This is a genomic window from Thalassoroseus sp. (assembly GCF_984380535.1).
On sequence record NZ_CFHRBF010000029.1, the window covers coordinates 20,177 to 43,908 of the forward strand.

Sequence of the window (23,732 nt, forward strand, 5' to 3'; positions counted from 1 at the left end):
CACCACGCGGGTGTAGCTCAGTTGGTAGAGCGTCTGCTTGCCATGCAGAAGGCCGAGAGTTCGAGTCTCTTCACCCGCTCTTTGTCACACACTTCTAAACGGCCGCAACTGTGGGCCTAGTCAAAGCCGCCCGACTCGCTGAGTCGAGTGGTCTTTTTTGTTTGCGCACTCGTAGTAGGCAGCGATTCGGTTCCCTCACTGAATCTGACTCGAAAATACCGGCAGCGAAACGCGGCGGTACCATTGAAAGCCTGTGGGTGACTTAGCTACAGTCTGGCCAGAACTTTGAAGGAAACAGTTATGAGCGATTCAGACACCCCCACAGCCGATCAATCCGACGCGACGGAAACCACCGTCATCGACACCACAGCCAACCCGAACCGGTTGTCGCTCGATGTCGACATTACCGATGCCGGTCCGTGTCGGAAGCACGTCAGTGTGACCGTGCCTCGGCAAGACATTGAAAAGTTCTTCGAAGCCGCCACGGGCGACTTGTTGAAGTCGGCGACCGTTCCCGGGTTTCGTCCTGGCAATGCACCTCGGAAGTTGATCGAACGTCGCTTCCGTAAGGAGTTGGCCGACGAAGTCAAACGCAATGTGTTGCTACAAAGCTTGGAACAGTTGGAAGACGAGGATCAACTCGATCCGATCAACCAGCCCGATATCGATATCGAAAGCCTTGAGCTTCCTGAAGAAGGCCCGTTTACTTACGACTTTGAAGTGGAAGTGCGACCGTCCTTCGATCTGCCGGACTACTCCGGGTTCGTGATTGAACGACCCAGCGACGAAGTTTCCGACGAAGACGTCGACGCTTACTTGGAACAGTTCCTGGAACAATTCGCCAAGTTCGAAGACTCAGATGCCGCCGCTGAACCTGGCGACAGCATTCGAGCGGACATCGCTTTCGAGCATGACGGCCGACCGTTGCGGAAGAGTCCTGATCAGCGAATTCGCTTGCTCCCCACCTTGCGATTCCATGACGCGGAAGTGTCTGGCTTCGATGAGCTCATGAAGGGGGCTGCCGTCGGCGACGTTCGGGAAACCGAAACTACGGTCAGTCAGGAAGCTAGTTCGCTCGAGATGCGGGGCGAAACGGTTACGGTGAAGTTCACTGTCCGTAAGGTGGAGCGAATGGTTTCGCCAGAACTCAATGCCGCCTTCTTTGAGGAAGTCGGAGTTGAGTCGCTCGAGAAGCTCAAGGAGCTGATTCGTGGCACGCTCGAACGCCAGGTGACCTACCAGCAGCGACAACGAGTTCGCGAGCAGGTGCTCGAGAAGATTACCGAGTCCGCCGACTGGTCGTTGCCGGAAGACTTGGTTCGCAAACAGGTCGAGAACGCGATGCGACGCGAAATTCTCGAGATGCAACAAGCCGGGTTCACTCGGGCTCAGATTCAAAGTCGCGAAAACGAGTTGCGACAGAATGCAGTCAGTACAACTCGGCAAGCGTTGAAAGAGCACTTTGTGCTCGACAAGATCGCCGAGACCGAAGGCATCGAAGTGGCTCAATCGGAGATCGATTGGGAAATCCAAATGATGGCGATGCAGCAGGGCGAGAATGTTCGTCGACTGCGAACCCGCATGATTCGCTCTGGCATGATGGACAATCTCGAAGCCCAAATCCGTGAGCGGAAAGCTGTGGACGTTGTGCTGGAGAAAGCCCAGTTCAAGGATGTCGATTCGGAACCTGTCGCTGAACCATCCACTGTCGAAGCGATTCCAGTCGCAGTCTGTGGTCAGTTCAATGTGCCAAGCGAGGGTGGGATTCCGCAAACCACCGAAGCTGAGTCTGCTTTCCCGGGGTCGGCGTAAGCTCGCAGTTCTGTCAATTTGAACCGTCCGGAGGCCGTCAGTTTGCAGTCATATGCGGCCGGCTTCCTGGCGAGGAATATGAATCATTTCGCAGGAAGGACGTGTGGCGATGATGGAGCCTAAGAGCGGCCACTGGCCGATGCTATCGGGTGATGGTGCAATGTCGGGGGCGGAGTCGGTTGATCGGTTCAATCCGATGGCTCGGGCACGCGGCGACTACCAACGCCAACGGCAGATGGGCATCGGCGACTTGCTGTTGGAGAATCGGATCATTTTTCTCGACGGCGTGATCAACGACCCCGTCGCGAACTTGGTCGTGATGAAGCTGCTTTACCTGCAGAGTGAGAACCGTCACCAGGATGTCCATCTTTATGTCAATTCGCCGGGCGGTTCCGTAACCGCAACAATGGCGATGTACGACACGATGCAGTTTCTGGAATGCGACATTGCCACCTACTGCGTCGGATTGGCAGCGAGCGGTGGCGCAATCATTCTCGCCGGTGGCACCAAAGGCAAACGCTACGCCCTGCCCCATTCCAAAATGATGATCCACCAGCCATACGGTCAGGTGGGTGGGCAGGTCTCTGATATCGAGATTCAGGCCAAAGACATCATTGATACCCGTCAGATTCTCAATGAAGTCCTGGCTCATCACACCGGGCAACCGATCGATGTCATCGCACGCGATACCGACCGGGATCGATATCTGAAGGCGGATGAAGCCAAGGAGTACGGCTTGGTCGACGAGGTTCTGACCCGTTCAGAGAAGAACAAGAAAGACAGTGAATAATCGACGGCCGAGCGATGAATGCCATCGAGAATCGATGTTCGGTCTAGATGGTTTGTCGTTTCAGGTTCAGCCGTTTTTGTCCGCGGATGCATGAATCGATCCGCGTGAAATTTGCATTTCCATTCCGGCAAGTCCGGTACGGGAGGAGCCCCAGTGACCGTTCTCGTTCCTTACGTGATTGAAAAAAGTGGCCGCGAAGAGCGGGCCATGGATATTTACAGCCGGCTCCTCAAGGACCGGATCATCATTCTAGGAAGCCAAGTCAACGACCAAGTTGCCAATAGCTTGGTGGCTCAGATGTTGTTCTTGCAGTTCGAGGATGACAAGGCTGACATCCACTTGTACGTCAACTCGCCCGGTGGTGCGATCACCGCTGGTATGGCGATTTACGACACCATGCAGTACATCACCTGTGATGTGAATACCTACTGCATCGGGCAAGCTGCAAGTATGGGCGCCGTCTTGCTGACCGCGGGTGCCTCCGGGAAACGGAACGCATTGCCCAACAGCCGCATCATGATTCACCAACCGCTCGCGGGGATGGAAGGAACCGCGGCGGAACTGGAGATTCACGCCAAAGAAGTTCTCCGCGTGAAACGTCGGATGAACGAGATCCTCCAACGGCATACCGGTCGGGATCTGGAAGAACTTGAACGCGACACCGACCGCGATCGCTTCATGACCAGTGAAGAGGCCAAAGAGTACGGCCTGATCGACAATGTGCTCGAGCACCTCGAAGTTCCACCGCCAAGCGACGGGTAATCAAAAGCGTATTGTTGGTGTCCCAAATCTGCGGTTGATTGAATCTTTGAAATTCGATATTTAGCTCACGCCGATCACTCTCTCTTGTTCGGCGTTCTCCGAATTTCCAATTTCAACCACAGACTGGCGCGACATGAGGTACGCTCTGTACGTCTTGCTGCACGGACTCCTGCTGGCGTTTTGCGGATGCGCCTCACGGGGCAACGTGGAACTCTTGGAGTCCGAGTTGCGGCAACAAGAAGACCGGTATTATGCTCTGCAGCATGAACTGCGAGCCGTCCGCTCGGAGTTAGCCGTTGCCCGTGAGGAAACGGAGTTGCTGCGGACTCGGCATGTCAATCACTCCGGAACAGCACTTCTTCCGGAACAGACACGACCGCTCGTGCGGATGTCGGAACTCGGGATCAGCAAGCTCTTCACGGGTGGGCTTGACCGCGACAACCAACCCGGTGATGAAGCGTTTGTCGTTCTGCTTAACCCCCTCGATAGTGACGGGGAAGTGATCAAGCTGCCCGGCCAAGTTGACATTGTGCTACTGGACTTTGCTCGGAATGAGGACGGTGAGCCGATCGGTCGATGGAGTTTCACCGCAGAGCAAACTCGGGAACGTTGGCACGCAGGGCTTTCCCAGGGATTTCTTTTTCGGTTGCCGTGGCAAGAAACTCCGGTGGGTAGCAAGCTGATCGTGCACGCGCGACTCACAACAGTAGATGGTCGCGACTTTTTAGCGTCTCATCAGTTTGAAATCACACCGCCATCAGGCTCGGCGGCGCCACGAACTCAATTGGCTTTGCCACCGGTTCCACCAGCCGAGTTGCCGGAACAAGCGGCTGACGAGCCCGAACTGATGCCATTCCCTCTCAATGCGCCAGTGAAAGAAGTTGCAATTGTCGATCCCGAATTGCAACCGACATCCGCTTTCAGTGAACCCAAGACCATAGAACTTGTCGCGGAGCTTCCGGTAGAGATCCATCAAACCGACTCAGAATTTTCAGAGCCGAAAGACACAAGCGAAGAAACGGAACTTGAAGAGGAGGAGACTGCAACGGAATCGGCACCTCCATTCCCCGTCCACTTGGACGCGTTGGAGAAAGCAAAACTGCCGAGCGAAGCGGTTGAACTTCCGTTCGCTCCGATGCCAACCGAGACACCGGATCCGTTCGGAACCGCCTCTGTCGAATTGACGGTTTCCAACCCGAAAGACAACAAACCAGCCGTGTCCGCGGATTGGAAACCGACTTCGCAAAAGACATCCGAGTCCGAAGATGAGGAACGACAGACTCAGTGAGGTCCGCCGCCACCTTGGATCGCATGTGCTCTGGCCATCGCGTCCTCGGCCTCTTGGATTCGACCGCAGCGTTGGCAAATCACCGAAAGTTGCGTGAACGAAAACGGATCGTTGGGTTCCAATTCCGTCACTCGCGTGGCGTGTCGAATAGCGTCGTCGAATTGCCCGAGACGTTGTAAATTGACACCCAACGCCATGTGGGTCAGCGAGTGATCTTCCTGAATCTCCAAGATCTCTTTCCAGCGATTCACGGCGGCTTCCAAATCGCCGGCGGCTTTCAACGCGTTACCGTCGTCATACATCGCGGAAACCAAAGCCCGGCGAGTGTCGGCATGAGCGGGGTCTTGTTCTAAGCCGGATTTCCAATCGGCGATTGCGGCTTGCCGATCGCCGTCATTCAATTTCTGTTGGCCGGATTCGTACAACTCGTTCGCGGTAGACATAAGAAAGGACCGTCGTCAAATGTTTGGTGGTTTGTCTGCGTCCGGTGGTCATCATAGTGAGAGACTCTGGCGTTTCCAACTTACCGTCATGAATACACCGGCTTTCGAGGTTCGTTCCCAATCGGGGTAGCCTACCTATCCTTCCTGTTTCACGTGAAACGCGAGCTTTAACTCACCTTGTCCCTGAAGTGGGAACGAATGTAGAATTCGCAACCCGAGCTAGAGAATGCTGCCTCGCTGGTTCGATGAAGTTGGTAACCATTCTGCGAGGTGTAACATCGGTAACGATTCGATGTTTCGATGATGGGGGCACCGAGGTTGGCTTCGCATGAATTTTTTATATTCCCATTCGACAATTAGGCACTGAGATCATGGACGATCAATCGACTCAACAACCGATGCGCCGCCGCTTGGGTCGCGGCTTGAACGCCTTGCTAGGGGGCAACGAGCAGGAGTCACAGACGCTCGGCAACTTGGTTGGCGATGGCGGCGGACACGACGGCGAATCCGATCCAACCGAGCGAGTGACAGTTCGCCCGGTCGCGGTGGATCAGATCGAGCGGAACCCGTATCAGCCCCGCAAAGAGTTCGATAAAGAAACTTTGCATGAGCTTGCAGAGAGCCTCATCACTCACGGCGTGTTGCAGCCGTTGATCGTGCGGCCATCGAACGGAAAGTTTCAGTTGATTGCCGGGGAACGCCGTTGGCTGGCCGCGCGGGAAGCCGGCATCGAAACGGTCCCGTGTCGCGTGATGGAACTTGAAGACAAAGCCGTCTGCGAAGTCGCGATTGTCGAGAACGTGCAGCGGAAGGATCTCAGTGATCTGGAAAAGGCGCAAGCGTTCCAAGGCTACCTGGATCAATTTGGCGGCACTGCTGCCGACCTGGCCAAGCAACTTGGTCTGAACCGTTCGACCGTGGCGAATTTTATTCGGCTATTGAGTTTGGCCGAACCGGTCAAAGTCGCGTTGAACTCCGGCAAGATTTCCAACGGTCACGCGCGGGCCATGCTCTCACTCGAGACCGATGCGCAAATCGAAGTTTGCGAACAAGTCCAACGGGAATCGTTGACGGTTCGCAAGACTGAGGAAGCCGTCAAAGAACGACTCGGACGAAGCACTCCGTCATCCGAGACCTCCGAGCACACCGAGAATTCGGAGAGCACAGAAGCGGACGAAACGCCCGATACGGTTCCATTCTCAACGCTCGCCAACGAAGCGGCTAACTCCGAAGAACCGGAAGTGAGCGACGAAGAGACCAACGAGACCGAAGGCAAAACGAATCACGTTCTCTCGCTGGAATCGCAACTTCGGGAAACGCTTGGTGCGAAAGTCGACATCCGAGTGACCGGTAAAGACGAAGGGAAAATTACCGTGCATTTTGGGTCGAACGAGGAGTTCGAACGATTGGTTCGTGCCCTTCGATCGGCCGGCCCAGACCAGCGTCAAGAAGCGGCCTAATCGGCTACGGATTGACAAAATTTGATCGGACAAGAGAGTTCGATGAGTTCCGAGGTTTCTCGGAAAGGCGGTGGCAGTCACTTCCTTCGTTTGCTAGGTTGAACCTGAGGATCACGTTTCTGTGTTCAAACCAACAAGCGAAATTAAAGGATTATGGCACAACTGCATCGAATTCAATTTCCTCCCGCGGATGGAAACGAACTCAGTCAGGACGAGGCGTTCTTCTATCTTGTCGAGGATGAAGGAAAACGACGCCTTCGGTTTCACGACTACGATCAAATCTATCTTCGTCCGGGACTGTACGAACAGATTTTTTACGAACGGTTGAAGTGCTCGTCTCCGCAGAAGGTCGGTGAGTTGCTTCGGCGGACATTGGAGGCGAGCGACCGTTCCGTCAGCGAGCTCCGCGTGCTGGATCTCGGGGCAGGCAATGGGTTGATGGGCGAAGTCTTGAAGGGGTATGGTGTCGCTCGTTTAGTCGGCGTGGATATCATTCAGGAGGCAAAGGTCGCCACGTTTCGAGACCGGCCGGGAGTCTACGATGAATATTACGTCGCGGATTTCACGAACCTATCCGACGATCTCATCGAGGAAATTTCGGACTGGTCGATCGACTGTCTCACCTCGGTTGCAGCCCTCGGATTCGGCGATATCCCGACGTCGGCATTTCTGCAAGCAATGCGGTTCGTCAAGGAGGGGGGCTATGTTGCATTCAACATCAAAGAGACCTTTCTCGACCAGTCGGATACATCCGGGTTCTCACGTTTTATTCGACAGTTGATTTGGTCGGAATACTTGAAGGTGAGTCACCTCGAACGGTATCACCATCGGCTTTCTATGGAAGGGACACCGCTGTCCTACTACGCACTCGTGGGGCAGAAGACGGTTGAAATTCCCGACGACTTCCTCGAGAAGTATGAGATTCTGTAGCAAGACGTTTCGCTGCGTTAGTTACATGACGAGGTCGCTGAGTCGATGAGACTGAGCGACCTCTTTGAGTTTCCGAACCACGTAAGATTTGTGATTCGCAACGGCTTGCTCACTAATGTTCAACCGCTGTGCGACTGACTGATTCGAGAGGCCAGCGACAAACAAAAGCTCGATGCACTTGAGTCGTTCGTATTGCCCGGTTGCTCGCCAATGAGAAACCAATTCTCGCATGGCATTTGCCAACACGGTTTCTTCAGTCTGCCGTCGCTCGTGACTTCTCAACAGGCTGGAGGCTTGGCGGTAATCTCCTGGCAATTCCCGTGTCTGGCCTGGCGGCGTCAATGGAATTGTCGGCCGACGACCTTCGCGACGAAGGTAATCGGTCAACTTGTGAGCCGTAATCGTGAAGAGCCACGACTCGATGGGAGTCGCGTCGTTGTAATTCGGTAGGCTGACGAGAAACCCAAGAAACGTTTCTTGCACAATGTCTTCGGCCACGCTGCGATCGCCAATCCGACTCACAACGAACGCGAGAAGTCGACCTTCATATTGGTCGATCAGTTCTCGCCAAGCCTCACCGTTACCGCTGCGGATACGCGAGATCAAATCCGTTTGGAAGCTAGTGTGAGCCGAGGAAGTCACGAGCGTACCGTCGAACTAAGTTGTCGTAGAGATAGATGGTGCAGAATCAAGTCGGTCCACATGCTTCATGGCTTTGACTTGCAACGCCGACTGCAACAGGTTGCTCGCGAAATTGCGATCGCGTTTTTGAGTTCGAAGTTGGATGATTCCACAATCATGCCCTGGAATGTTGCGGGCGACTCGTAGCGTGGAGACCCGAATCTGAACCAAATCGAATCGCCAGCCCGGGGTCAGTGTGAGTTCGTCAACTTCGATCAACGGCAGCCGTACGGTTTTCAATTCGGAACGCAACAAACCCAATGTGCGGTCGGTGAGTTCGTACTCTAGCAGCAGTGAGCGTCCTTCCAGCCGAAGCAGCCCGACAGCTTTTGCAACGCCGAGTAACAGGGGGATTGTAAATGGCAGACTCGTGTTCAATGCGGATCCTCAAACTATGACAAGTGGCAAGCAGATTGTAACGCATTGTCATTGGCGTATGCTGAAAAAAACGAGGAACCGCCCCGCACGAGTGCAAAGCGATTCCCGATCCGCTTGAACGTCAATTGATCCCACCGAAAAACTGGGTTGATTTCCCCGTTTCCGTTTAGAGGAAGAAACCACGCATTGGGTTCATTTCGATGATGTTCAGGACTTGCAAGAAACCGAGCCCACCGGCTATTGCCAGGCAGAGCAATCCAAGTTTCAGCCGACCGCGATACTGTCCGTTGGTGCGGGTATCGACCCGCAAGAACATGGCCAACAAGCCGAAGAGGAATGTTACGAACCCCACCGTCCCTGCTAGTAGTCCTGCACGAGTCGAAACAATTTCGGTCTTCCACACGTTGTGCACGAGTTCCCGAACTTCCGAATCGAGTTCTACCACCCACCGAATTTGCGTCGTCTCAAACGTTCGACCCGAGTCCGGCAACTGATGGGAGGTTTTCGTCAGCGACTCATCGACGACACATTTCTCACGGACCAACGATTGCGAGATTTCAGGATTTCCAATCTCTGGATGGTCGCGAAGCAGGTCGATCGTGGCGAGTTCCAAAACCGTTTCCGTCAGTTCCTTGCGAGCATCTTCGGGGGTTGTATGTTGTTCACTTTCGATGACAAACCGCCATGCGGTTTGTCCGTGTTCGGTTTTCTTCTGCACTGTCGCGATGTCCATTTCCTCAACTGGACCCCACGATTCAACAGATTCGATTTTCCAGACCGCCTCTTCCTCCCAGGGAAACTGAGCCGCTGCTTCGGAATTCGCGACCACATTTGGGGGAGCAAAAAACGGAAACAGTCGCGTTCCCAAAACGGCCAACAATGCCAGAATCGGGCTGAGCCACAACAATGCTGACGCACTCGTTTTGATTGATGGCCATTGGAACTGTCGTTCCTTGACCATTACCGTCAACACCGAAGCTGTTCCCAACAGTAACAGCAACGCAATCAATACGCCCGTTGGTTGAGACAACACATCGGTTCGCAACCAGTTGATTATCTCATGCAACATGGTGTTGCCCTTCTATCAGTTGAACACGTTCCATTGGCGAGACCCAAGCGGCCGTCAGTTGAACGACACTTGAAATCGCGGCGGCCCATGTCACACCGAGAACGATTGGAAATCCGACACTCATTGCCCAGAGCCAAGCCACGAACGCGGTGAACAGGACGGAGACCAGCCGAAACTGCTTCGGCCGAAATGCGTCTGCATGCCACCACCACCGACGTAGTGCAAACAATCCGCCGAAGAAGATTGCGTACCCCCATGCGGTCGGTTGACGAGCCTTGTCGGTTAACACGATCTCACGATAACCAAACAGGTCGGTGGGTCTGCTAACGCCGTCTTGTCCGGTGTACTCGATCATCAAGGATTGATCGAGCGTCCAAATTAATGCTCCGAACGCCAAGCCCATCAGCAACATTAAGCCACGACGATGCCAAGTGCTCCGGTCGGTGCCTTCAACGAACTTTGCTGAAAGAAGTACGCCCCAACTTCCAAGAATGGTCGCGGTTCCGAAGAGGACAATCTCTGGCCATCCCTGAATCGTCTTGGTAATCACTGCCAACCCGGCTGTGATCAACGCCCCACAAATGCCCGCTGCCGTGAAAGAGCCCGTGAGTTGCGTCGCTCGCTCTCTCAAACTGACCTTGCGGGTGGTGAATGGACTGTAACCATAGGCAACCCGACGTTTCGCATAAACACGCCGCCGCTGTTCCCAACGCTGGGCAGCCGACTCAGCTTTCGGGGATTGACGATAGACCTGAGCATACTGGCGATGCACCGGTTCTCGCGCTGGGATGGTCTTCGCGAGTCCGTCTGAATCACGCCGATTGCGATGTCGTTTCGGCAGAAACGCTCCCACGATTGTCGAGGAAAAATACCAGAGACCAGTTCCAAGCAGGATGAGGAACCACAGTCGGCCTGGCAATCGCCAAAAGCCGCCGGGCAGGCAAATCCATACCACAAACCCGATGAGAATCCACTTCCAAACACCCAACCCTTCCGATGGTCGTTCGCCAGGGGCGACATATCGCGCAGCTCTGTGATATGCCCCCTGGCCCTGCGGATTCGATGGCCGATGCAGCGTTGGTTGTTCAGACGTCGGAACACGACGATGATTCGCCGGCCTCGCCTGTTCATTGATAAAGTTCTCGGCAGGGATGTCGACGACATTTCTTCCATCGACCGCGCGTTCGAACTCTTCAAGCAACCGAGCCGCACTGGGTGTGCGGACTTCGGGGTCCTTCTCGAGAGCCCGAGCCACCACAGGACGTAAACGTGTCGGCAGGGCTGAAAGATCGGGTTGTTGGGTGAGGTGCTTCATCAAAATCTCAGCTTGAGATTCCCCATCGAACGGCACATCACCGGTGAGCATCTCGTATAGAATGATGCCCAACGCATACACGTCGACTTCTTTGCCATATCGTCCATGCCCAACTTCTGGGGCCATGTAATAGACAGTGCCGACACTTTGCGTTTGGGCGCTACGTTGACTTTGTGAAATGAATTTGGACAGTCCCACATCGCCGAGTTTCACGGCGGTTTCGTCCTGAAACACATTGGCCGGTTTCAGATCGCGGTGGACCAATCCTTGATCGTGGAGATACGTCAACCCGGCGGTCAAGCCGGTGAGCCAACGCCTCACCATCTCGATTGGCATGCCTCCGGGATACTGGTCGAGAACCGACGCCAACGTCGAGCCAGACACATACTCCATAATAATCCAGTGTTGTCCCTGCGCATCGGTGCGGACGTCGTGAATCGACACCAAATTCGGATGGCTTAGATTCAGGCACAACGAAACGCCACGCAGTTCCACGTCGAGATTTTCGCGGATCAACTTCAGCGCGACCTCTTTGCCGGCATCGCTGATCGCATAATAGACCTCGCCAAAACCACCACGTTTGATGGCACGCTTGATGGTATACCCATCAAGGGGACGTGAGTCGGGGGGGTAACTATATTTCATAATTCGGCTGCCTGACTTCGTCGCAGAGGAGTTTGCATTCGGCAGTTCGGTTTCGAGTTGAACAAGTCAGTGAATTGCTCAGTACTCTTCTAGCAATACGTTTGTCAGTAAAAAGAGATCAATCGACTTTGGAAAATTCCAAATTTTCCAGTCGAATTTGAACCTCGTCGGAATTCGAATACTTCAGGGTCAGTGTTTCGTCGATCGGCAACCGTTGTTTCGATAAGGTTTGCGAGCCGGGACGGACGTCAGCAAGTCGGTGCCATTGGAATTCCGTCATCGTTCGAGAGAGCACAATAGTCTCGGTCCAGTCGCGACATTGAATATGGCAGTCAGCAGTCGGGCCGATCAAGCATTCCCGAGACATCAAGACGCAACCATCGACGCCGAGTTGTGATCGATGTGAAGATCGCAAATCGAGAAATGCTGTCTGACTCCACGGATGGGGTTGGGAGAAGCCGAGAGCAACTCCATGATTCAATTGCAATTCCTGGAAGTCGCGAGTCAGAATTTGTGTCGTGCGAGTTGGATCGTGGAGTTGCCACCAGACCCAGTGGTCGTCCGCGAATTCTAACGTGGCATGGTGTCGAGAGATCGGGGCTCGAATGGCAAAGTCCACCGCGTCGCCACTACCAATCGCAATCGTTGGTTTCGTGCACAGCAAGAACCCGCCAACTCCGTCAATCCACAACTGATGATTCATCGAAGTTTGAATTTTATGGGGCGATTGCGGGTCAATCATGAGCAGACCTGCTCGGAACAAAAGCTGGAATCGGAACACGAGGCGGCAAGATCGTGCGTTTCGCCACTCTGCCGCCTCGCTCTGTCCCAATCAGTAACTACATCGTCAAGAAAACTTGACTCAGACGTGACTAGCGGATGTTGATCAACTCGCCATCTTTGCCACGCACGGCTTCGTCAGCACGACGAGCATCGATTTCTTCGAGCACGTCTTGTTCGTCAGCTTCCGGTGTAACTTGAATTTCACCGTAGGCATTGGCTTCGTGTTCAAGCATCTTTTCTTTCTCAGCGATCCGGCGTTGAACCTTCTTGGTCAACTCTTTGATCTCGTCAACCTTGGCATTGTCGACGTCTTCGCTGACTTCCACTTGCTTTGCTTGAACCAAGGTCAATCGAGCTTTGAGTTGTTCGATCTCACCGGTCAATTCCGATTTCAGGTCCAGCAAGTTTTCAAGATGCTTTTGCTTGGCGGTCAAAGTTTCTTCACGTTTGCCGAGCAAATCTTGCTTGGCGTTAACAGAACTTTCAACGCCTTTGAAGCGAGTCAACTTGCGACGCAAGTCGTTGGTAACTTTGTCGCGGCTGTATTCCTTGCCGTTGACCGAAACGAATTCGGTGTCAGACTCTTCCGGAATCGCTTGCCGAAGGGCAACGATTTCACTCCACTGTTGATCCATACCCGCAGTGATTTGCGTAATTTCGTCTTGCAGTTCGTTGACCGAAACCTCTTGTCGCACAACCGATAATTGTGCACTTTTGATTTCCGGGTCCAAATCCTTCAATGCCATTTCCAACTGACGAAGTTGGACATCGACCGGAATGGCTTCGTCGATCGTGCTTTGGACATGATCCACTCCGAGCCGGGTCATCGAACACATGCGATTGAAGCCAATCAATGCTCCGGCGACTAACGTGAGTGCTAACCCACCAAGGAAAAACTTCTTCATCTTCACACTCCTTAGAACCTTTTGGGACAGTTTCGACGGTTGGTCCGTCGCAATTTCACGAGGTTATTCGCTGTAATGTTTACGATCTTGAACAGAATTTGGAAATTTCTGACTCTTTTCCGCTTTTCGTCTACGATTCCTAACGCAAATCGGACGGTGAAAGATCACGGAAATGGCCCGCAATAGCCAATTTTACCGCAACTTGAGTGGATGTTTGTCTTTTTTTCCCCGAAAGACAGGAAAATTCGTTCGAGCCTGCATAGCCGGCAGAGATCGGGTCTCAATCGGCATCTTTCCGAAGAAAGACTAATCCAACACAACCCAATTGCCGGAAGCTGCGGACTCGTAACCTTTTAAAATAGCTTCGAGTGCGTGGAAACCAACCTTCGCGCAAACATCGCTGGATGTGTTCTGGTCGAGACAATCGAGAAAAAAAGCGGCGTCACTTTGGACGGTCGGATCGATGGGCCGCCAACCGAGCTTGGGAGGAATCGCATTCTCGGCTTGAGTACTTGACCAAAAACCCATGGGGTCTTCGGGGTGTGGAATCGGCGGGGGCGACCAGGTTTCGGAGTTCCAGACTTCGAGTCGTGGGCGGAACGCATCGAGCGTGACGGTCCGTCGACTGCCAACGAGGTGAATTTGATGTACGCCGTAATTGGGGTGACTCGTCCAACCGGTTCGCCCCACAAATAGCGATGTCTGCACACCGTTGCCGAGTGTGAGCATCATCGACGCGAAATCTTCGACGTTGTGTTGTTGGTGCGACTCGAAGAAGTAGTTTGCGGTGCTCGCGAAGAGTTGTCGGTATCGCTCGCCGGTCAACCATTGGAACAGCACAAGCGGATACAGCCCGACGCAAAACAATTCCCGTTTTGCGTCGAGAAAAGTGAAGCGGTCCGCATGCTCGGATTCCGTTCGCGGACGGGTTAGGTCCGCTGTTCCCGAATGCCCTTTCGCAAAACAGAGTTCACAGTCGATGGCCAGCAGTTCGCCGATTTGGCCGGACTGCAGCACGTGTCTGGCTCGCTGTGCAACCGGTGACCGAACGAGGCTAAACATCTGGCTCTTTACGCCCGCTTGTTCGATGGCTCGTAACATGCGTTGGCCGTCTTCCAGATTCGTGCCGATCGGTTTGTCGATGTAGACGTGTTTCCCTGCGTTCGCTGCTCGTTCCACCAAGCGTGCTCGGCGTTCCGGTTCGGGACACAAGCAGACGATCTGAACGTCATCTCTGGATAGAGCGGCATCGATATCATCGAAGTACGGAATGTCCAATTCTGCAGCGAGTCGCAAGTTGAGAGACTTTCGCCGTAGCGGCACATCGCCCTCATCGGTCAAACCAATCAGCTTGCACCGCGGATCGGCTGCAAACGCCCGAGCGTAGTTTTCCTGATGCGTATGCGAACCGCCGATGAGAAGAACACCGTATCGGGCGGGCGAATGCAAATCGGTCATCGCTTATCCGCGTCCGAGGTAAAGTTGATCTTGTGGGAGCACGATCGCTTCGAGGAAATTGACATCCGGAGGCAATGTGAGCATAGCAAGTGCCGCTGAGGCGATCGTCTCCATGCTCATCATAGGTTCGTCGTCGGACTCGCTTCCCGAGTCGATGCGGCGTTCCACACGAACGTTGCCGGGGTGCAGACAACTACATTTGATGCCGAACGGACGCCCGTCGATCGCGGTGGCCTGTGTCAGTCCCCACACGCCGAATTTGGCTGCTGCGTAAGGCGTGCTATTCTCCCGAGGTCGCTGCGCGGAAATGGAGCCGATGTTCAAAATCCGTCCGCCGCCCTGCTCTTTCATGATCGCAAACGCCGCCCGACTGCAGAGAAAACTGCCGGTCAGACATGCACCGATCACGTTGTTCCAGGCATCGAGCGAGACTTCATCGATCCGTCCGCCATCGAATGCGCCGGCATTGTTGACAAGGATGTCGAGTCGGCGGTACTTGTTCCTAGTCTGTTCGAACAAACTCGCCACGCCGGACTCATCGGTGACATCGGTGGCCACCGCGAGGACTTCGAAGCCATCGGCTTGCAGCTCTTTCGAAGTCGCCGACAGCTTGCTTTCATTGCGGGCACATAGCACCAGTTTGGCACCCGCTTCGGCAAGTGCCCGTGCAATCGCTTTGCCGATTCCTTGATTGCCACCCGTGATGAGAGCAACTTGTCCGTCGAGCGATTTGGTCATGATGTTGTCTAGGGTTTGGGATTTAGGGGTTATGATTTAGGGGGGAAAACGGGGACTGTAAGCTTTCTAGCGAAATTTCAATTCCTGTCCGCTAAATCCTATCGTATAACGATCGGTTCTTTGCAGCTAAGAAACATCATTGGTCAGAGATGGCGGGTGCCACTGCTGGAAATTGCCTGTATTTGAGACAATATTGCGTGACATTCAATGCAGTTAATACTTGGGTGGCATGCCCACCGTTTGGTGTGGGCATGGGCCAGCGATGTTTGAATGTCCAATCATGCCCACGTAAAACCGTGGGCATGCCACCCACGTGGCTAAACACATGCAATTTCCTATGCAACGCACCCCACTAGTAGCGATCTTCAAGTTACCAACCGACGCGGTGATTGAGGGGGTCGATTAGCCAAAGCCAATCGTCGAAGAGGAATTCGAAGCGGATTGCGAGCAACGCGATTCGGCCCATCACGGTGAAGCCGAAAGCGGCTCCGAAGGTGATCATCAAGACCCAAATTCCGACCCGAGCGACCTTGCCGACCACACCCTTATGTTCGATCGAAAAGAAGAAGTACACCAGACACGACAACACGCTCAGCAGCATGACAATGTTGCGAATTGTCACGTCCCATTGAATGTCGCCGTTGATCACCACCAACGGCACAATTGTGTTGCGGACTTGGTTTAAGAAGTCGGCTTGGATGAAACCAATCAGCCGCAACCCTGCGGTCGCGCCGATGATCAACGCCAACGGCCAACGAGCGACCCAACTGCCTTTCGGCGAAAGTCGCATCAACAGCATCACACCGAGAATCAACGGAACCACGTAAAGTAGGTCACCCGATTCCCGCACTGGCGAAATCCCCGGCATGGCCCAAGATTGAATCCACGCGGGAAACAATTTGCCCAGCAGGTTCGGGACAATGGTTGTCCAAAAGCCGACGACCATCCAATATGCCGCCGACACACCGACAACGATGGCCTCAGCGACCTTATAGAAGGGGTTGTCCCCATACAGGAACGAGAAAATACACAAGGTCATGATGGCTGCGACCCAGATTCCGACCGTCCGCGAGAGACTGAAGTCGGCGATTCCGGCGGCGGCATCGGAGGCATTCGCGGCAACGTAGGTGTCGCCGGATCGCTGGGCGTAAGCGTATCCCATCCCGCCGGTGGCGAGACGAATCACAATGTACAACCCGGCACACCCGAGCAAGATGGTCGATATCAAAGCGTTGCGAGTCATCAGTTGAGATCTCCCCGCCGACGGCCTGCGAAGTAAACATAATTCCCTGCCACAATGAGGGCGATCATCAGAACATGGGCGATCAACTGCGGACCCATGCGGCGTTGGGCTTCGGTGTATTTCGAGTCAGGATCATCCCCGCCGTATTCTTCGAGAACCAGCTTCTCATACTCCGCTGCCCCCTTGATCGCTGCGAGCAATCCTAATAGTTGATCAGGATAGTACGGGTAAACCAGCGGCGATTGCACACCCGTGCAACCGGCGACGATGCGGATGTCATCGGGGTACGGCGTCGCGGCGTACTGCACCCATTCCTTCGTGCCCGGGTAACCCGCACTGACGTTGCAAACGAGGTCAAAATCCTGCACGTTCTGAATGGTGCGACACATCGGGATTTCATCGATGTTCGTGCCGCGATCGTCGGTGGTGTAGAGTTGTCGAATGTCGGTGACAATCACCTTGATCACACCCTCGTAACCAGGTTTGAATCCGAGATTCACGTAGTCTTCGCCGTAGATCAGATGTGGAAAGTCGGGTTTGATGACGGTGTCGATGGACTGGTTGATCATCTGCGGACCGACCGGCCACAACGTGAGGAAGTACATTTTGACTCCCTTTTCGCAGCAATGCCGTACGAACGAAGTCGCCATTGGCCCGAGTTCACCTTCGCTGGCGGGGTCGAAGTCGAACGCGAGCAGGACTTTGTCGCCGGGTTTCAATTCGTCGACGCGTTCAAAGACGGCTAGTGCCAACCCCGTCGGTTTTTCCGGGAACTGCAATTGCAGCAGAATCGGAATTCCGACGGCGAGAGCCATCATCAGAAAGACGTGTCGGCGGTCGAGTTTTTTCAGCAGTTGATACACGGTTGAATCCAAGTTTCGATTCGCTGGTGATTCTTCACAGTCTCAGTTAAAAACTAATCATCCGACGAGCCCAGATACGAGCGGTCGATTCCAAGTAGCACTTTCAGCGATGTCGACACCACCCCCAGGGCGATGCCGATCATGATGGCTCGCATGCCGGCGGTGTTGAAGACCTGGCCGATGAATACACTCATGTTTTCGGTGCGAAATGGCGAGGTCTCCGGCAGCCATTGGGTCAGCCACACGCCGGCGTATGTCCGACCGAGCAAAATGATGAATGCCGTTCCTAATAGCAGTGCGGCCTCCACATTCTTTGCCCGAAACGCGCGGAACGCCGCGGAGGCAATGTAGAACGCCAGTAACGCAAACATCGTTGCGGTTAGCGGTTTGAAGAGGTACTCGTAACACCACCAGAACGGACTTCCCGAGGCGGTGTAGTCCCCCGACCACGGGTATTTCGTTTGATGAGCAGCGTAGAAAACGTCGGCAATCGCGTTTTCCCAATTCACTTCTGCGCGAGAGTCCGCGGTGAGGAGTTGTTTCTGTTCGGGCGTGAGTTCGCCTTCGGCCGCGAGGGCTTTGAATAGCACGACATTACGTTCCCCAACCGTCGGCGCGGATTGCCAGAACGATTGGATCGCCCCACGCTGTGCGTCGGTCAATTCGCCGAGCGATGCGAGCGAATCGATGAAAGCGTCGATGTCTTGCGAATCGGAAGAGGCGAAGTCACGAATGGCGGCGAGTTGCTCGTCGTTAAGTTCGACATCTTCCGGTTTCTCTTTCTTCGGATTCACCGCGAGTGCGTCGCCGAGCTGCATTTCATCCAGCAGTTCACACGCGGTCTTCTCCGGCGCTTTCCCAATCCCCGCTTGATTGATGGCTGCTGCAAATTGCTCAACCGTCCAAGCCGTGTCCATGACCTTGTCGAATGCGATCCGTTGTTCTTCGCTAAGTCCATCTCCCTGAGCTTCGATTTCCGCCACAAACGCCTCTCGCCCGGCTTCGTCCAGCGGTTTGATTCGTGCGAACCGATCGGTCAGCGTGTCGCGTTGACCGGGTGTCATCGGTCCCGTCCAGGTCAATTGCCGAGTTTCGGAGTTGTACTCCGCGACTGCGGTCATGGCTTCGGGAAGTTCATAGGATTCCGGAGCGGTGACAAGGAACGCAACCGTCTGTTTGTGCGTTCGTTCGTCGAGTGTCGTAACGGCCTCTTGCCATTCGGGGGCGTCACTCAAAGCGAGAAGTGCCTCACGGTCCTCGTCGCTCATCACGCCTTCGAACGACAACGCTTCATGATCGCTACGGAAGCGGACTTTGCCACGCAGCGACTCCGGCGGCTGGGCCTTCTCGGCGAGTTCATCGATGCGGCATTTCCAGGCGAGACTGGGGTCGTAATCGAGCAAGTCTTGCTTTTGGTTTGGCTGCATCCAACCGGTAAACTCGATCGTACCATTCACTTCGCGTAATTGGTTGCGGACCGAGGGCGGGAGTTCGTTGAATTCCTCGTCGACATGTTCGGGGATTTCGCCATCGACGCTGAAAACCTGTGATTCAGGAAATGCAGAGAACGGCAGTTCGACGAAGACTTCACCGTAGAATTCCTGATTCGTGGACGGCGGTGCTCCGAACTTGGCTAAACCGACGACGAGCGTGATGATGAACGCCACCAGCGTGACAGCTGCATATCCCCATCCAGCTTGGCGATTGCTGATCTTCTTCAGGTTATGCATCAGCAGGTTGCCACCGCCGAGCACGAAGGCAATCGCCGCGAGAATGTCGAACCACACTGCCGCCGTCTCACCCCAACTGACCGTCGCAGGAATGAACGACGCGACGATCAGCACGAAGCCGGTCGTGGCGGTAATGAGTAGTGGAACCGTGTTTTTCAGCATGGGTTCGTAATCAGTTCAACAATGGTTTGAAGTTCACAGTCGCACGGAAATTCGCATCACTTCAGTATCACATCCCGCAAGTGCTCGACCGCGTCGGCGAAGACCTGCGAGCCCGTGATCTGAGCCAGCGTCGCAAGCAGACAGCCAATCAGCAGTGTGATACCAGTTAATACTTTGCCAAAGTCTTGCCCCTTCAGACTGCCTAACTGGTCGGGATCGCCCGACAAATACGCTGAGGCCGCGAAGAATTCTTCCCCGATCAACGTGTAGTCGCAAGCCGCCACGAAGAACGGCAACTGAGCGGGCATGGCGGTTCCGGCGACTTGAATGGCACCGATGCTGTTGCCCATCTCGGCGAGAATCAGCGACTCCGCGTAGAACACACCGAAGTAAAAGCAGGCGGCCGGTTCCTCACGGACCATGTGTCCGGAAAGATAAGCGGCGTACCCGAATTGCTCGTCGGTCACGTAGTAGATCACATCGGGGTTGAAACCATCCGGCCGACCGGCGGCAAGATACGCAGACTCCACGGTTTCGCGGGCGGCCGTCATCACCAGTGAACGGCTGGTCGGGACTTCGACTTGCACATCGTACTCAGCAGAAGTCTTCGCCACGTGCGAGAGCACCGTCAGACCCGCGATGGTTTGAATGTCGTTGATGTCTTGAACGCCGGGCACGAACAGGCATGACTTGCCCATTTCGCAGGCTCGGCCGACGGCTTCGTCGACGGCTTCCAAACCGGCAATGCGGCGAACTTTGAGCGGTCGCCCCGACCGAGCCCAGGCGATGAACCCCACGACTGCCCCGCAAATCACAAACGTAATAAACGCCAGCCAACGACGATCGGCGAGGAAAAACTCCTGAGTCGGAATCGTGGGTTGATCCTCGGGAGTGTAAACGAACTCGGAGCGGGTTCCGTCCGTGCCGACCGCTTGCACGCGGAACCAATACGATTCGCCGCGACGATTTTTGCCGATCATGATCGAAGCTTTGCCGGCTTCGTATTCGTCTTCGGTCGGAATCACGCCACCGACGTCTTCGTAGAGTCCGCCCCACTCGGCGGTTCGCTGAACCGAATACAACGCCACCGGCGAGGCGTCCGCTTCGTCGTCGGCGAATTCGTCATCGGGCGAAAGCGCGAACGTCACGACGATGCTCGACCCGTCATCCCCACTGTAGTCCTCGGCTTGCACCTCGGTCGGTGGAGCGGGAGCGGCCCACGCGACGGTTCCCCAAAGCGTGACGATTCCCATAACCAGAGTTTTCAAGACGACACGGTTCATAGTTCGATCAATTCCACATTCGCTCGGGGGACGCGGACTTGTTCGCCGTCGGCCAGTTTGACATCCAGCACACGGGCTTTCGATCCAGACCCGAGAATCGCCGGTTCCGACGGCATATCGGCGACTTCACCGAGTCGTCCGAAATACGGATCGCGAATGATTCGCACAGGCCGACCGACTTCCAATGTTCCGCCAAAATGGGCGGGTTCGGGCACGTTTGATAGATCGCCCGTCGCTAACGGAATCAGAATTTCCGGCCGCATCACACCGGCGCGAATTTGTGTGGCTCCGTTGATGGCGGCCGGTTGCCCGATGTGGCTGCGTAACAAATCGAATGTGCGACCTGCCATCGCGATGTCGCCGAAGCCTTCGGTGACGACCACAGTTGTGCCCACCTGTTCCGATCCGGTGACGGCGACACCGAGATCATAACCGAGGATGTCTTTCAAATCGGAATCGTCCATCCCGCCGGATATGATGGCGGCGGCTCCGACTTCGATGGCCTTTCGGACGGCATCACCCGTCATACGGGCACCACCAATGACGATTTTGTCTTTGAGATCGTCGGTAATTCGATCCGCGGTGACTTCGTCGTTCGGTGAATCGCACACGCTGGCCAGTACTCCGTAGGCTTCACCGCCGATTCCGAAGATACCCTGCACATAGCAGATTTCGGCCTCGATCACACATCCTTCGCCGGGGAGGACTTCGACGACTTGACCCGTGAGGTATGCGAGCACCTGAATCGGTCGCGGTTCGCCCCGCAGAATGACTTGCCCAGTGACACCGGAAATCGACTCGACTGTGCCGCTGGCTTTGGCTTGGTATTCGCTTTTGAAGAAACCGAAAATTCCCTCGGACCGGGCAATTGTCTGGCCGACTTCAACGGAATCGCCCTCTTTCACTAACAGCGATTTCGGGACATCACCCGGCGAGATCGCTAACACGTTGGCCAAGTTCACTGGAAAGATATCGCCCGGCATATCCGTCTGCGCGACGACATCTTCGGCTTGCACTTGGTCGCCGGTGCTGACCAGTACATCGCCAGGAAGCGGCAAGATTCGCCGGACCTGATGGCGAATCCGCGGGGTGACTTTTAATCCAGGGGTGTAGGCTTGGGACATACTCAAATTCTGCCGAATGCTAGTTGCTTCACGTTTTTGCCACGGAGAGCCACTGAGTTTGGATTCAACTTTCGTAAAGCTTCATCGCTTCAATCCACTTTGTCACGGTTTCACGTGGTTGGTCCGGCAACGCGAGCGGACGGCCGCGAGCGTCGAGGATAAGACCAACTTCTCCGCCGCGAACGTCGGCCTGGTATTCTTTTCCGGGTCCTGCACCGACATCGAACCCGCGAGCCGGTTGAATGCGAATGCTCGCAGTTTCACCCGGGGGCAATGGAAACAGGCGGATGTCGCCGTATGATATTTCGCCGTGTTCGTTGATATTCGAGCCTTGCAGGTCGTAACTGAAGCAGCGTTTCCCGACTTTGCCCTGTCCTTTCGGGGCGACGCAGGTGCCAAGGTAGATCAAACAGTCTTTCTCGAAGACTTCCAGAGCCGCCTGTGGATGAACTTGCGCGAGCACGCCAAGGTGTGGCATCATGAAGATGCTGTCTTTCGCCAGGCGAGTCACGCCTTCCGGTTCAAAAGCATCGATCAGCATGGCGGCCGTCTGATGCATTCGCGGGGCGTGCGATAACACACCGCCGGATGCAACGAGCAAGTGAAGTTTCATATTGTCGACGATGGTTTCCCCGCCGCCGGATTGCGTGAATGTGTCGCCGACGGTGCGTTGTTGTTGCACGCCTTGCAACGTCGTCGCGAATTCCTTGTGCTGCAGATACGCCAACCGCAACGCCTCCCGCGAGACCGCCTGTTCGAAGACGAGGGCTTCCAGCGTTTGTGGGATGGTCGTGGGGCGGATCATCTTGTTCTTCACGCGATTCCGCAATTCGCGTTCGTCCATGTCGAGATGCACCCAACGCAATACGGAATCGAGCGTGGCTTCCGCGACCACATTCGAGATGGAATAACTCATCCCCAGGTTCGCGGAGACCGTGCGGTTGAAAACGGGTTCGCCATCGGGCCCGGGAAACACGCTAAAGACGTCGGTCGTGGCCCCGCCAATATCCACCGCGACCGCGTTTACTCCCTGACGCTTTGCAATCGTACCGAGAATGTCACCGACGGCCCCCGGTGTCGGCATGATCGGGGCGTCAGTCCACTCAATGAGTTTGTTGTAACCGGGGGCGTGAGCCATGACGTGTTCGAGGAACAGGTCGTGAATGGCATCACGGGCCGGAGCGAGGTTTTCGCGTTCCAATACCGGGCGGAGATTCGGCACGATCTTTAGTTCGACATTGTCATCGAACACATCTTCCACCAGCGGAGCGGCTTCCGAATTACCAGCGTAAATTAGAGGCATGCGGTATTGGCTGCCGAACCGTGGTTGTGGGCGTGCAGGAGCGATGAGTTCGGCGATCTCGACGACTTTCCGCGAGTTCCCGCCGTCGGTTCCGCCGGAGAGCAGAATCATGTCCGGGCGAAGTTCGCGAATGCGTTGAATCTGTTCGTGCGGCAGGCGTTTGTCGTTGGCGGCGATCATGTCCATCACGATCGCACCGGCTCCGAGTGCCGCTCGCTTCGCGCTCGCACCGGTCATCTGCCGAACTAAACCGGCGACCATCATCTGCAACCCGCCGCCGGCACTCGATGTCGAGATGTAGATATCACAGCCAACATCGCCGTTCGCGGGGCGAATGATTTGGCCGTTCTCATCGACCAATTTTTTTCCAGCGAGTTCCCCGACTTCCGTGACCGCGTTGATGACCCCCGCTGTCACGTCGGCGACCGGTTCTTCCACCGTCGTCGGCGCTTCGCCACGGTAGGTCTGCCGATAGTGACCGTCGATCTTTTCGATCAGAATCGCCTTGGTCGTCGTGCTGCCACAGTCGGTGGCGAGAATGACTTGGATATCGTCGGGGTTGGGCAT

The 23,732-nt window shown here is 55.0% G+C and carries 21 protein-coding genes and 1 tRNA gene; 7 read left to right on the forward strand and 15 right to left on the reverse strand.

Annotated features, from left to right (window positions below):
• Positions 1-6: 6 nt before the first annotated feature.
• From AC5DDB_RS28405 to AC5DDB_RS28425, 5 genes are all read left to right on the forward strand, one after another.
• Positions 7-79, forward strand: a tRNA-Gly gene (locus AC5DDB_RS28405).
• Positions 80-300: 221 nt separating this feature from the next.
• Positions 301-1,812, forward strand: coding sequence for a trigger factor (gene tig / locus AC5DDB_RS28410; protein WP_491743150.1), 1,512 nt, complete (start codon positions 301-303; stop codon positions 1,810-1,812).
• Positions 1,813-1,972: 160 nt separating this feature from the next.
• Positions 1,973-2,602 (forward strand): ClpP family protease, encoded by a 630-nt coding sequence (locus AC5DDB_RS28415; protein ID WP_491743180.1) that lies wholly within the window; start codon positions 1,973-1,975, stop codon positions 2,600-2,602.
• 153 nt (positions 2,603-2,755) lie between these two features.
• The gene (gene clpP / locus AC5DDB_RS28420) at positions 2,756-3,364 is read left to right on the forward strand and encodes an ATP-dependent Clp endopeptidase proteolytic subunit ClpP (RefSeq protein ID WP_491743151.1); all 609 of its coding nucleotides are present in this window, start codon (positions 2,756-2,758) and stop codon (positions 3,362-3,364) included.
• Between the two features lie 133 nt (positions 3,365-3,497).
• On the forward strand, positions 3,498-4,652 hold the full coding sequence (locus AC5DDB_RS28425; protein ID WP_491743152.1) for a hypothetical protein: 1,155 nt from the start codon (positions 3,498-3,500) through the stop codon (positions 4,650-4,652).
• On the opposite strand, the gene AC5DDB_RS28430 is transcribed toward AC5DDB_RS28425, so the two are convergent.
• Positions 4,646-5,095 (reverse strand): tetratricopeptide repeat protein, encoded by a 450-nt coding sequence (locus AC5DDB_RS28430; RefSeq protein ID WP_491743153.1) that lies wholly within the window; start codon positions 5,093-5,095, stop codon positions 4,646-4,648. The genes AC5DDB_RS28425 and AC5DDB_RS28430 overlap by 7 nt on opposite strands.
• Before the next feature lie 371 nt (positions 5,096-5,466).
• Here AC5DDB_RS28430 and AC5DDB_RS28435 point away from each other — a divergent pair, with 371 nt between their 5' ends.
• On the forward strand, positions 5,467-6,555 hold the full coding sequence (locus AC5DDB_RS28435; protein WP_491743154.1) for a ParB/RepB/Spo0J family partition protein: 1,089 nt from the start codon (positions 5,467-5,469) through the stop codon (positions 6,553-6,555).
• 153 nt (positions 6,556-6,708) lie between these two features.
• Entirely contained in the window at positions 6,709-7,485 is a 777-nt protein-coding gene (locus AC5DDB_RS28440) for a class I SAM-dependent DNA methyltransferase (RefSeq protein WP_491743155.1), read from the forward strand.
• 21 nt (positions 7,486-7,506) lie between these two features.
• Here AC5DDB_RS28440 and AC5DDB_RS28445 read toward each other — a convergent pair whose 3' ends face one another.
• The 14 genes from AC5DDB_RS28445 to AC5DDB_RS28510 form a co-directional block, all read right to left on the reverse strand.
• On the reverse strand, positions 7,507-8,127 hold the full coding sequence (locus tag AC5DDB_RS28445) for an RNA polymerase sigma factor (RefSeq protein ID WP_491743156.1): 621 nt from the start codon (positions 8,125-8,127) through the stop codon (positions 7,507-7,509).
• Between the two features lie 15 nt (positions 8,128-8,142).
• Complete coding sequence (locus AC5DDB_RS28450) at positions 8,143-8,544, reverse strand: hypothetical protein (RefSeq protein WP_491743157.1); 402 nt, start codon at positions 8,542-8,544, stop codon at positions 8,143-8,145.
• Between the two features lie 166 nt (positions 8,545-8,710).
• Positions 8,711-9,613, reverse strand: a complete 903-nt coding sequence (locus AC5DDB_RS28455; protein WP_491743158.1) for a hypothetical protein — start codon at positions 9,611-9,613, stop codon at positions 8,711-8,713.
• A complete protein-coding gene (locus AC5DDB_RS28460) occupies positions 9,603-11,573 on the reverse strand; it encodes a serine/threonine-protein kinase (protein WP_491743159.1) in 1,971 nt (656 codons plus the stop codon). The genes AC5DDB_RS28455 and AC5DDB_RS28460 overlap by 11 nt, the downstream gene beginning before the upstream one ends.
• 118 nt (positions 11,574-11,691) lie before the next feature.
• Entirely contained in the window at positions 11,692-12,276 is a 585-nt protein-coding gene (locus tag AC5DDB_RS28465) for an FHA domain-containing protein (protein WP_491743160.1), read from the reverse strand.
• Positions 12,277-12,445: 169 nt separating this feature from the next.
• Entirely contained in the window at positions 12,446-13,261 is an 816-nt protein-coding gene (locus tag AC5DDB_RS28470) for a hypothetical protein (RefSeq protein WP_491743161.1), read from the reverse strand.
• 306 nt (positions 13,262-13,567) lie between these two features.
• The gene (locus AC5DDB_RS28475) at positions 13,568-14,719 is read right to left on the reverse strand and encodes a Gfo/Idh/MocA family protein (RefSeq protein ID WP_491743162.1); all 1,152 of its coding nucleotides are present in this window, start codon (positions 14,717-14,719) and stop codon (positions 13,568-13,570) included.
• A gap of 3 nt (positions 14,720-14,722) precedes the next feature.
• Positions 14,723-15,457 (reverse strand): SDR family oxidoreductase, encoded by a 735-nt coding sequence (locus AC5DDB_RS28480; protein ID WP_491743163.1) that lies wholly within the window; start codon positions 15,455-15,457, stop codon positions 14,723-14,725.
• Positions 15,458-15,827: 370 nt separating this feature from the next.
• A complete protein-coding gene (locus AC5DDB_RS28485) occupies positions 15,828-16,700 on the reverse strand; it encodes a hypothetical protein (RefSeq protein ID WP_491743164.1) in 873 nt (290 codons plus the stop codon).
• Positions 16,700-17,563 carry a hypothetical protein gene (locus AC5DDB_RS28490; protein ID WP_491743165.1) on the reverse strand — a complete coding sequence of 288 codons (864 nt, stop codon included), beginning with the start codon at positions 17,561-17,563 and terminating at the stop codon, positions 16,700-16,702. Before AC5DDB_RS28490 ends, AC5DDB_RS28485 begins: the two co-directional genes overlap by 1 nt.
• A gap of 53 nt (positions 17,564-17,616) precedes the next feature.
• Positions 17,617-19,455: a hypothetical protein gene (locus AC5DDB_RS28495; protein WP_491743166.1), complete on the reverse strand. Its 1,839-nt coding sequence runs from the start codon at positions 19,453-19,455 to the stop codon at positions 17,617-17,619.
• Positions 19,456-19,511: 56 nt separating this feature from the next.
• Positions 19,512-20,738, reverse strand: coding sequence for a DUF6754 domain-containing protein (locus AC5DDB_RS28500; RefSeq protein ID WP_491743167.1), 1,227 nt, complete (start codon positions 20,736-20,738; stop codon positions 19,512-19,514).
• Positions 20,735-21,862 carry a hypothetical protein gene (locus tag AC5DDB_RS28505; protein ID WP_491743168.1) on the reverse strand — a complete coding sequence of 376 codons (1,128 nt, stop codon included), beginning with the start codon at positions 21,860-21,862 and terminating at the stop codon, positions 20,735-20,737. Before AC5DDB_RS28505 ends, AC5DDB_RS28500 begins: the two co-directional genes overlap by 4 nt.
• 64 nt (positions 21,863-21,926) lie before the next feature.
• Positions 21,927-23,732: a glutamate mutase L gene (locus AC5DDB_RS28510; RefSeq protein WP_491743169.1), complete on the reverse strand. Its 1,806-nt coding sequence runs from the start codon at positions 23,730-23,732 to the stop codon at positions 21,927-21,929.